This is a genomic window from Paenibacillus sp. FSL M7-0420 (assembly GCF_038002345.1).
Classification (GTDB): Bacteria; Bacillota; Bacilli; order Paenibacillales; family Paenibacillaceae; genus Paenibacillus_AQ.
Map to the genome: position 1 here is coordinate 458,038 of NZ_JBBOCJ010000001.1, position 10,816 is coordinate 468,853.

General features: G+C 46.3%; 11 protein-coding genes. All 11 read left to right on the forward strand.

Going from position 1 to position 10,816, the window contains the following annotated elements; genetic code table 11:
* Positions 1–5 precede the first annotated feature (5 nt).
* The 11 genes from MKX51_RS02015 (at position 6) to MKX51_RS02065 (ending at position 10,497) form a co-directional block, all read left to right on the forward strand.
* Positions 6–1,076, forward strand: a complete 1,071-nt coding sequence (locus MKX51_RS02015; protein ID WP_340991008.1) for a hypothetical protein — start codon at positions 6–8, stop codon at positions 1,074–1,076.
* 120 nt (positions 1,077–1,196) lie between these two features.
* Complete coding sequence (locus MKX51_RS02020) at positions 1,197–2,126, forward strand: NAD-dependent epimerase/dehydratase family protein (RefSeq protein WP_340995468.1); 930 nt, start codon at positions 1,197–1,199, stop codon at positions 2,124–2,126.
* Between the two features lie 13 nt (positions 2,127–2,139).
* The gene (locus MKX51_RS02025) at positions 2,140–2,391 is read left to right on the forward strand and encodes an acyl carrier protein (protein WP_340944313.1); all 252 of its coding nucleotides are present in this window, start codon (positions 2,140–2,142) and stop codon (positions 2,389–2,391) included.
* Complete coding sequence (locus MKX51_RS02030; RefSeq protein WP_340991009.1) at positions 2,388–3,554, forward strand: UDP-glucuronosyltransferase; 1,167 nt, start codon at positions 2,388–2,390, stop codon at positions 3,552–3,554. The genes MKX51_RS02025 and MKX51_RS02030 overlap by 4 nt, the downstream gene beginning before the upstream one ends.
* Positions 3,555–3,581: 27 nt before the next feature.
* Positions 3,582–4,670, forward strand: coding sequence for a radical SAM protein (locus MKX51_RS02035; RefSeq protein WP_340991010.1), 1,089 nt, complete (start codon positions 3,582–3,584; stop codon positions 4,668–4,670).
* A 90-nt stretch (positions 4,671–4,760) separates the two neighbouring features.
* Positions 4,761–5,891: a radical SAM/SPASM domain-containing protein gene (locus MKX51_RS02040; RefSeq protein ID WP_340991011.1), complete on the forward strand. Its 1,131-nt coding sequence runs from the start codon at positions 4,761–4,763 to the stop codon at positions 5,889–5,891.
* A 32-nt stretch (positions 5,892–5,923) separates the two neighbouring features.
* Positions 5,924–6,928 (forward strand): ABC transporter ATP-binding protein, encoded by a 1,005-nt coding sequence (locus tag MKX51_RS02045; RefSeq protein ID WP_340991012.1) that lies wholly within the window; start codon positions 5,924–5,926, stop codon positions 6,926–6,928.
* Positions 6,906–7,715 (forward strand): ABC transporter permease, encoded by an 810-nt coding sequence (locus MKX51_RS02050; RefSeq protein ID WP_340991013.1) that lies wholly within the window; start codon positions 6,906–6,908, stop codon positions 7,713–7,715. Before MKX51_RS02045 ends, MKX51_RS02050 begins: the two co-directional genes overlap by 23 nt.
* A gap of 4 nt (positions 7,716–7,719) precedes the next feature.
* Positions 7,720–8,532 carry an ABC transporter permease gene (locus MKX51_RS02055; RefSeq protein ID WP_340991014.1) on the forward strand — a complete coding sequence of 271 codons (813 nt, stop codon included), beginning with the start codon at positions 7,720–7,722 and terminating at the stop codon, positions 8,530–8,532.
* 4 nt (positions 8,533–8,536) lie between these two features.
* A complete protein-coding gene (locus MKX51_RS02060) occupies positions 8,537–9,412 on the forward strand; it encodes an FkbM family methyltransferase (protein ID WP_340991015.1) in 876 nt (291 codons plus the stop codon).
* A 41-nt stretch (positions 9,413–9,453) separates the two neighbouring features.
* On the forward strand, positions 9,454–10,497 hold the full coding sequence (locus tag MKX51_RS02065; protein WP_340991016.1) for a hypothetical protein: 1,044 nt from the start codon (positions 9,454–9,456) through the stop codon (positions 10,495–10,497).
* The last annotated feature ends 319 nt before the right edge of the window (positions 10,498–10,816 follow it).

Here is a 10,816-nt window from a genome sequence, read left to right on the forward strand (position 1 = left end):
AAAAGTTGAAGAATACAACTCAAACATTGCGCAGCGAAAGATTGCCGGTCCGTTATCCGATGATTACAACCTATACGCAGCATGCCCATCTCTTGTCCATACTTACCCACTACGAGTGCGCACACCCATGGATATTCAGCAATTATATTCAATTATTTATTAACAAAGATTATAAACATCATTGGGGAGATTTCTATTTCCCTCTGGCGTATGAGCTGCGGCCTTCGGAAGGTTGCAAATGGATTTCGACTCAGAAGATACATAGAGATACTGTAACGACTAAATGGGACTCTGTTATTCATTTTATTATAGAAAATGTTAATGCCAATAACTATATCCATACCATGATCAATTATTTCTACGTGCCCCTAAGCGACCGATATCATAGACTCCAATTGCATCATGACATATTTGTGTATGGCTATGATTTAGATCGGGAGATATTGTATGTTTCCGATTTCTTTAAGAACGGCGTGTACAGTCAGGCTGAGATCTCATTTGCCGATTTCAATCTTGCGTTCAACACTAATCATCTAACAACCAATCATGATTATCTGAGAGAAATGGTGTATCTGTATAAATTCAATGGCCAACATCAGGATAAATTCAGTGCAGATACCCTAGTGAATTCTATAAGAAATTATTTCACTAAGAGAACGCCGGAATATTGGGAGATGTTCAACTATGGGGGCGACAGGGATCATCTTGACTTCGGCATGCAAATATACACCACTCTATTTAATTATGTGAAAGAGACAGCGGAACATAAGGCTATGCTTGATATAAGACCCTTTCATTTACTTTATGATCATAAGAAGATAATGACGCTGAGATTCAAGTATTTGTACGATCATCGGCATCTTATTCATTTAAATCAAGAGCATATTGATGAATTCGCAGCTATTGAAGTGAAGGCGAAGATCCTTGTGAATGTAGCGTTTAAATATAATTTGACAAGGGATGTGAGTATTATAGACAGCTTACATACACTGATAACGAAGATAGAAAATGAAGAAGCCATCTTCCTTGAACGATGGCTGAAGAAGGTGAGCATTCCGGAGCCCATGGTGTTCTAGATATTACATATGGAGGGAGTGATGCTGGGATTATAATCGTTGCGATACAGCGTATTGAATAAGCTCTGCACAGTTCCTGCTGTTTAACCAACCGTAAGCAATGGGGGGATCTTTATATTCATTGTATTAACAGGAGTCGCAGGCTTCATCGGTTCCAACCTTGCCGAGAGGCTGCTGCGGGAAGGACATACCGTTATCGGGGTCGATAATTTTCTGACCGGGTCCCCTGTCAACATGGACAATCTCTTGCGGTCGCCAAATTTCAAGTTTATCGAGCATGATGTCATTTATCCGCTTGCCATTGAAGACCCTGTCGATTGGGTGATGCATTTCGCAAGTCCTGCCAGCCCGCCCAAATATTTGTCCTATCCGATCGAAACGATGAGGGTCAACAGCGAAGGAACGATGCATCTGCTGCAACTGGCCAAAGAAAAGCAGGCTGCGTTCTTCTTGGCTTCAACAAGCGAGATCTACGGTAACCCAACCGTTCACCCTCAGCCGGAGAGCTATTATGGCAACGTGAATTCGATCGGATCAAGAAGCTGCTATAACGAAGCGAAGCGGTATGCAGAGGCGATCACCTACTGGATGAACAGAAAATACGGCATACCGGTAAGGGTCATTCGAATCTTCAATACATTCGGCCCGAAGATGGATTTATATGATGGTCGTGTCATTACCAATTTCATTAATCAAATCATGTCCAAGAACAACCTTACGATTTATGGCGACGGCAGACAGACGAGAAGCTTTCAGTATATTGACGATTTGCTGGAAGGGATTATAAGACTGCTGGGCACCACATATGAACAGCCAGTCAATTTGGGGAATCCGCAGGAAGTCACCATCCTTGAAGTCGCCCAAGTATTGAAGGAGCTCATGAAGTCCAACGCGCAGATCGAGTTTCTCCCGCTGCCGGAAGACGATCCCAGGAGAAGGAAGCCGGATATTACCATTTCAAGGACGATTATGGACTGGGAACCGGCGATCGGTTTGCATGATGCACTTGCTAGAACGATCCATTATTACCAGGGTCAATATATCCATTAAACGGGAGGTACCTATGCAAGAACAGATCATAGCGATGATAAGCGAAATCAAGGACGACGCCCAGCTGGCAAACCGCTTGAACGAGCATTCCAGCATCATGGAAGACGGGGGGCTCGACTCGTTACAGCTAATTACTTTCCTATTAAAGGTGGAAGAGCGTTTCGGTATTGAAATCGATTTTGAACAATTTGACTTCGATTTTTTGGAGTCGGTCACGGCCTTTTGCAATTATATCTCGGAGCTGCAGAAGACAGCATCTGCATGAACGATAGACGGGAAGCGCTTGATACCATGGATGGAGGAAGAGAATTTATGGGTAAGCGGCAAGTAACGATTCTATGCTCGGGTTTCGGTCTGGGTTTCTATATTCCCGGCCTATTAGCTGCAAGCGTTTTCAAGGAAAGGGATATCGCGACGGAAGTGCTCGTGTTCGAAAGCTATTTGGAGCAAGACAAAAGGGATCATATTGCAGACAGCAGGACGGCGTACCACAATAATTTCGCACTTGCCAATTTTTCGGCGCGAATGCCGATGGATATCCGGAGCAGCATGGATTACGCCCAGGTTGAGCTATTGCTGGAGGCGTGGGCAGCGGAAGAGCGCTGCGAATTCATATCGCTATCCGGACACTGGGTCTATATTCTGGATTTGTACAGGGAGAAGATGCTGCCGAGTCCAATTCATGTAGACCTGCTCTATGTCGATTCCGATCTGGCCCCGTCCTGGAAGAGCCTGAAGAAGTTTCATCCCCGCTATGACGAGCATTATTACAATGCTTGTCTCTATGACACCGGTAAGATGGCGATTCGATACGAAATCCCGGTTCTTCCGGGTGCGCCGCTGCCCTTCGAATCAAGGAAGCGGCGGCTTGTTGTTCATGGCGGCGGCTGGGGGATGGGCACTTATCAAAGTACAATTCCGGAGCTTGCCGGCCATAACTATGGGCTGGATATCGTAGCTTACGACTGGAAGGAAGCGAAGCCCGATCCCGATTACCGGTATTGGATGAACGATCCTGAATGGTGTTCATGGGTGAAGAGCGGAAGCGGCCTGCACGAGTTCCCGCCATATATTGAAATAGCGGGAGAAGCTACGAATTCATACGCCGCTGAGGCGGATCATCATTGGTTATTTGACGTCGCTTCGCAGGCAATGGCTATCGTGGCCAAGCCGGGAGCGGGCACATTGATCGACTCGCTTGCATCCGAAACCCCTCTTATTCTGCTGGAGCCGTTCGGCAGTCATGAGCTTAGCAATCTGGAATTGTGGGAGTCGCTTGGGTTCGGAATACGCTACGAGAAATGGCGGGAGATGGATTTTTCCGTAGATGTTCTTAAGGAGATGCATCAAGCGATCAAGAACAGACCCGGAGAACGGACGAATTATGTGGATCATTATTGTTCGAGAGTCGCGTTAATGAAGAGGTAAGATTTCAATGGCAGAAGGGGTTATGCGATGAGTGTTAACAAATTGAGTGTCGCCCGGGATACGACAAGCTATCCGAGATGGATCGTCTTGCAGCTGCTCGAGGAGTGCAATTTGCGATGCAAGATGTGCTATGAGTGGGGACTCGAAGGGCCCTACAAAAGCAAAAAAACATTAGCGCAGCTGGACCCCGATCTGATCAAAAAGATCATCGCCGAGTGCAGCCCCGGCAAGCCGTATTACGATTTTTTCGGCGGCGAGCCGCTGATGTACCCTTGGCTGAGTGATATTCTCGCCATGATCAATCATTATGGAAGCGTAGCGGACTTCCCCACGAACGGCACATTGCTCGAGCAGCATGCCGAGATGCTTGCCGAGAATGCGCCCAATAAAATTTGGGTGTCGCTCGACGGCCCTGAGACAATCAACGACAGGCAGAGGGGCAGAGGCGTATTCAAGAAAGTAATCAAGGGAATCGAGAAGCTCTATGAGCTCCGGCAAAGCAAAGGCAAGCAATTTCCGAAGCTGGGTGTATCCTTTATCATTACGCCCCTGAACTATATGTACGTCGAGGAATTTTTCTTCAAGCATATCGACTTGTCGATGCTGGACCATATCAGCATGGAAGTGCAGCTCTATGCCACGGAAGAGCAGTATGACCAATATGTGGAGGTTCTTAGCGGGGAATTCGGCGTGCATGAAGCTCCTTATGCCAAGGGGATGGTGTGGCGGGACATCGGTTCGTTTAGCCAGATCGATATTCCGGAATTAACGAGACAGCTCAACAAGGTTAAGGCATATTGCTTGAGAAACAGCATCCATGTGATCACCTATCCGAAGACGATAGATGAGGTGAATTTGCGCAACTATTTCTCGGGGCAATTCCATCAGATGGCGGATAAACGAAATCAGTGCTCCCTTCCATGGGTGTATGCGGAGATTACGGCAAGGGGCGATGTTTCGCCCTGCCATGCGTTCTATGATTTGACCTTCGGCAATGTGAATGAAGAGAATTTGCTGGACATCTGGCGCAGTGACAAGTACAAAGAGTATCGCACGTATATGAAAAAAAATATGCTTCCGATTTGTACGGCTTGTTCAAGGTATTATATCTACTGATTCATGTGAATAACCTATTACGTTTAAGAAGGGTGTGTTGATATGAATCCGAAATCTGAGATTAAACATTCCGCAAAGGATTTGCAAATATTGAAACGTACCATCAGGAACACGATGGAAACCAAGCGGAATATGGAGAAAATAGCGGGTTACGCGACACCGTTGCCGGAGTCGGTCGGGATTAAACTGACGAACCAATGCAACTTGCGCTGCAAGCATTGCTATCAATGGAACGATACCGGCTACCATCACTTCATGACACTGGAGCAGCAGCGGGAACAGCTCGACTACGGACTGCTGGAGAAGCTGATCCTTGAGACGGAACCCGCCAAGTCGAGACTCTATATCTGGGGCGGCGAGCCGCTTGTATACAGCCATTTCGACCGTTTGGCCGATTTGCTTGAAGCCCATCCCCGGGAGACGACGATCTGCACGAATGCGTTGCTGATTGAGCGCAAGCTGGACGCCCTGCAGAGAATCTCCGACAACCTGGAGCTGCTCATCGCGCTTGATGGATTCGAAGAAGAGAATGATGCGCTTCGCGGCAAAGGGGTATTCAGCAGGGCGATAGATGCGATCCGGATGCTGGTCGAGCTGCGCAAGGAGAACAAATTCAGAGGCAAAATTTCGATCCATACTGTCGTTAACGATGGTATGACCGGCAAGCTGTATGATCTGCTGGACTTTCTGGAGGGCGTCGGCGTAGATCTGGTCATCGTCTGCTTCCCGTGGTACATCTCGGACGAATGCTCGCAGGGGATGGACGATTACTTCGACCAGAAGTTCGACTTCCTTCCGGCGAGCGGGCACAGGGGCGAACGAAGCTGGCACGCCTTTAACTACAAGCTCGATCCGGAACGTATCCCTGCTCTTATGAATGAGTTGGACCGGGTGAATCAACGGGTCTGGAAAATGCGCTTGCGCTACCAGCCGAATCTGGATCATGACCAGATCGAGGATTTCGTGCTCGGCAAAGAGGTGGAGGGCAAAGGGACGATGAACAAGAAGTGCCTGGCGCTCTCGAACCGGATGGACATTACGCCCGATGGAACCATTATCGCGTGCAAATTCTTCAAGGAGTTCGAGATCGGCAAATTACATGAAGCTTCTGTACAGGAATTATGGCATAGCATGAACTATAGAAGAATAAGGGAAATGATGGACGAACGACTGACACCGGCATGTTCCAAGTGCAGTGTGTTGCATTTGCACGGTGTATAACGATTCTAAATTCACATAAATGAGGTGCGCAAGTGAGTATCATCCAGATGGAGGGTTTATCCAAAAGCTTCAAGTATTACGAAAAAGAGCTGGGGCTCAAAAAATCGCTCAAAAATCTAGTGAAGCGCAAATCCCTGATCAAAGAAGCGGTTAGCGATATATCGCTTGTGATCGAGCAAGGCGAGATGGTCGGATTCTTGGGCCCGAACGGCTCCGGCAAAACGACTACGCTTAAGATGCTGTCCGGCATCTTGTATCCGACAAGCGGGCAAGCGACGGTATTAGGCTATGTCCCTTGGGAACGAAAGAAAGAATTCAAGATGCAGTTCTCGATCGTGATGGGGCAGAAATCGCAGTTGTGGTGGGATCTGCCGGCGAATGAATCGTTGTACCTGAACAAATGCATCTATGAGGTCGAGGATAAGCCCTACAACCTTGTCCTGGATGAGCTTACGGAGATGCTGGACGTTAAAGACCTGCTCAACATTCAGGTGCGGAGGCTTTCGCTGGGGGAACGGATGAAGATGGAGCTTATTGCGTCGCTTATCCACCGGCCCAAGGTGATATTCCTGGATGAGCCTACAATCGGACTCGATCTGATTTCGCAGAAGCGCATTCGGGAGTTCCTGAAGTATTATAACCAGCAGACGAAGGCGACGGTCATTCTGACAAGCCACTACATGGCGGATATTGAGGATCTGTGCAAACGGACGATCATCATCAATCAAGGGAAGATCGTATACGACGGCGATCTCCGGCGTGTGAACGAGCTGTTCCATGCCAAGAAGATCATCAAGCTGCAATTTACGGACGAAGTACCGAGGCAAGCACTAAGCGACTATGGCGCTATTACGCAACATGACGGCCTGAATGCCGTCATGGAGATCGATAAGCATGATCTTCAGCGGCTCTCTAAGATGATGCTGGACCGGTTCCCGATCCTTGATTTCACAGTTGAAGATATACCTGTCGAGCGGGGCATCGAAAGCTTATATCAGAAAGATGGGGGCAGACATGAAAGCCTTGCAAAAGTATAAAAGGACGTATATCCTTGCGCTTCAGAATGCGATGGAATACCGGACCGATTTCCTGATGAGTATTATCAGCGGCGGCTTTATCATACTTGTCCAATGCTTCCTCTGGACAGCCGTGTTCCGCAGTTCGCCGCAAGAGATTATTAACGGCTATACGTATTCGCAGATCATCATATATTCCGTGTTGTCCGGCGTCGTCTCCAAGCTGGTATCTGCCGGCTTCGAAGGGGAGATCGCGAATGATATCAAGACGGGTGGGCTAAGCAAATTTATCGCTCAGCCCATTCATTATTTCAGCTATCGGATATGCAACTTCTTCGGCGGGAAAACGGTTCAGACCGGGGTCGTCCTTGTCTTATTCGTCATCCTGATGACCGTGTTTATTCAGATTTGGGAGTTTCAGCTTAGAGCGGGGCAGATCGTGATGTTCCTGGTCAGTATTCTGTTCGGACTGCTCATCAACTTTCTGCTTTTTTACTCGATTAGTGCGCTTGCGTTCATCATTACTGAGGTTTGGGGCGTTTTTATTGCGTTCAACCAAGGCGTCTATCTGCTCAGCGGAGCCATCTTTCCGCTTAATATTTTCGGAGATACGTTTGCCAGAATCTCCAGCTATTTACCGTTTCAATATGTCGTATACTTCCCGGTTAAGATCATCAATGGGAGCTTGGCGGTTCATGAGATCGTTATCGGGCTCCTCTTACAGGCGGTTTGGGTCATTGTGCTTATGATCATTGCCAAGTTGTCTTGGGATTCCGGGATGAAGAAATATGTAGCCGTTGGAGGTTAGATCTGTGAGTATCCGCTTGAGTGAGATTCGAAAGCATGTACGTATGTTTTTTATTTTTGCAAAGAACAGCCTGGTCGGTTACATGGAATACAAAGCGAATTTCTACTCCGGTTTGATCATGGAGACCGTATTTCTGTTCACCAAGCTGATCTATATCATCTTCGTTTACCAGCTGGGGATCGAAATTAATGGAATTTCTCCTGACCAGATGATGATCTTCACCGGGACCTATACGATTATGATCGCCATCTATACAGGATTGTTTATGGATAACTTTTATAGATTCGCGGGCCATATCCGCAACGGGACGCTGGACTTGTATATGACGAAGCCGCTATCGCTGCAGTTCATGATTTCATTCCGGAACGTGAACTTCGCGTTTCCGATTCCGAACCTGATCGCCGGGATTACGATGATCGTAATAGCCTGGCAGCGGCTTGGCATCGAACCAAGCTTCATCCACTTGGCCGGATATATCGGCGTGATCTTGAGCAGCACGATCGTGACCTACTCGGTGCTTCTGCTTCCGCAGATTCTCGCCTTCTGGACGGTGAAGTCCGGTGCGATCTTCGACATACTGGATAAATGCTGGGATTTGAATAATATGCCGATGTACATATACCCCAAATGGCTGCGGAGAATAGGGCTGTATGTCGTGCCTATCCTGTTTATCACCAACATGCCGTCGGTTTATTTGATCGACCGCTTGGACTTGTTCCTTGGGATATGGATTTTTGTAGCTCCAGTTCTATCGCTTCTAGTGGTCAGGCTGTTCTGGAAGCTGGCCGTCAGACACTATGAGAGCGCCAGCAGTTAGAGAAATGCCAAAAGAACAAATTGGAGAGAAGGTGAAGCGGGTGAGCAGGATGGAGCGCAAGAGCTTTTCGCCGCAGACAGACACTACCAAGAAGCAGCTGCACAACGGGATCGAAATCTATCAGAACAACGAAGGCGAGACTGAGTTCCTTTACAACGAGATTTTCCGTAAGGAAATGTATTTCAAGCATGGGATTATGCTCCCGGATCATGGCACGGTCATGGATGTCGGGGCTAATATCGGCATGTTCACCCTGTATGTCAGCAGCAAGAGCAACTGCAGGGTATATGCCTTCGAGCCGCTGCCGCCGACGTTTGAGCTCTTGAAGATGAATACGGGCTCACTGCCTCGCGTAACAACGGTTAACGCCGGGCTGTCCAATGAGATCAAGGAAGCGGAGTTTGCCTATTTCCCTACGATGTCCACGGATTCAGTCCAGATCAAATACCGGGAGAACCACGATCAGGATCTCCGGTACGGGTTAATCAACCATTACAGAGATGACTTCGCCGACCCGGGAATGCTAAACCGGTTTGTCGATCATCTGATGTCGCCGAGGCTTCTGAATGAACAAATCTATCGGTGCAAGCTAACTACAATCTCTGAAATGATCCGCCATTACGCTCTGAACCAAATTGATCTGCTCAAAATCGACGTGGAAAAAAGTGAATTTGAGGTACTGGAAGGCATCCTTCCGGAGGATTGGGGCAAAATCAGGCAAATTGTAATGGAGGTACACGGACTGGACGGAGAACAGATCAGCAGGCTTAAGAACATCTTCCGGACCAACGGCTTCAAGGTCTCGATCGATTACTACGAAGACTTGAATATCCCAAATTACTATAATGTGTACGCGTTGAATCAAATGCAGGTAATATAGCCGTAATATTTCCAATAATTTTAGTATAGGAGAAATATTTTATGGATGAAATTGTTTCCCTGGACACCTTTCACCCCTTCGACGGCATGACCAAAATGTTTCCTCATCATAATTTTCCATACTTTAGTTGCGACTACAATTTGTTATTAACGCTTGCCAATTATTTCGAAAAAGATGAGCTGCCGATTTTGAATAATGTCATTAGTATTTATAGATTTAATGAACAAAAAATACAAACAAGAGGATATTTCAAGTTAGAGGTGTTGGATCTTGAGGAGGGAGATCAGATCCTTAAGGAAATGGGCATCTCTACTCGCAGAAAATCTCCGGCATTAGATACGTTACAAGATGAAATCATAAACTCTATTTCTAATGGTCATCCGATTTCCATTTTTATTGATTTATTTTATCAACGCGGGAGAGACTTCTACTATAACAAAAAACATGGACTGCATCCTGTTTTTATCTATGGCTTCAATCTTACGAACGGGGAAATATACACGGTTGATGATATTACAGAATACAGACAATATTCTCTGCCATTTTCAGAATTTAAATTATCATGCCTGACATCGGAACACGTAAAGATGCCAGACTACTTTTGGGAATATGCACTAGTGTCCCCCGCGGATCATGAGATCTTGAACTATAAGAAGTCAGCACACACAAACATCCATAAATATGTGGAGAATATGTTCAGGTATCAACATGAAATCACGAATGGTCTGAATAATATACTGTTGTTGGCAGAACATTTCGAGCTCATTCTAACCAATGAAACGATTATAGAAACACTAAGCAGTACTATTTATAGAAAATGTTCTGAGAAATACAGGTTAAATACCCTCTATAAATACAACCTTGATCATATCAGTGCAAAGGATACGCTTGACCTGTTATTGGACCAAATTATTAATGACTGGAAGGCAGTAAGGTTCTATTCGAATAAAGCCATCGTGTCCCAAACGTTCACTGGGGAAGTCATAGATAAGTGCATGGGTTTATTTACAAAAATATATAATAATGAAGTGCATTTTCATCATCAATTTTATTTAATGTTAGAGGCTGCAAGATTGAAAAGCTGAACCAACAATGTGAGTCAGTTAACCGGGTAGAGTATCAGATAGACCGCATACCTTTGCGAGAGGGGCGGTCTTTTTGCTTTTGCCCTATATTCCATTCCCACACCATATTCTCCTTTTTTCTGGCAGCCTCAGCTGAGAAGTGTGTCTATTTTCGTAATATATTAAAATCATTCGTGCATTTCCCGTATTTAGACTTTCCCTTCCAGTTGCTAATATGAAAGCTGTTACAGCCTAATCATCCGCTTTCGTGAATGCGTTTACAAACATTGTCTGCCATTAGGTTCAGAGGGAGGTGCGGGATTGACTGTCAAGCCAGACT

What these genes read in the sequence shown, in the direction of transcription:
- MKX51_RS02050 (WP_340991013.1), top strand. Translation starts at nt 6,906, where the DNA reads ATGAAAGCCTTGCAAAAGTATAAAAGGACGTATATCCTTGCGCTTCAG.
- MKX51_RS02030 (WP_340991009.1), top strand. Translation starts at nt 2,388, where the DNA reads ATGAACGATAGACGGGAAGCGCTTGATACCATGGATGGAGGAAGAGAA.
- MKX51_RS02065 (WP_340991016.1), top strand. Translation starts at nt 9,454, where the DNA reads ATGGATGAAATTGTTTCCCTGGACACCTTTCACCCCTTCGACGGCATG.
- MKX51_RS02035 (WP_340991010.1), top strand. Translation starts at nt 3,582, where the DNA reads ATGAGTGTTAACAAATTGAGTGTCGCCCGGGATACGACAAGCTATCCG.
- MKX51_RS02060 (WP_340991015.1), top strand. Translation starts at nt 8,537, where the DNA reads ATGCCAAAAGAACAAATTGGAGAGAAGGTGAAGCGGGTGAGCAGGATG.
- MKX51_RS02025 (WP_340944313.1), top strand. Translation starts at nt 2,140, where the DNA reads ATGCAAGAACAGATCATAGCGATGATAAGCGAAATCAAGGACGACGCC.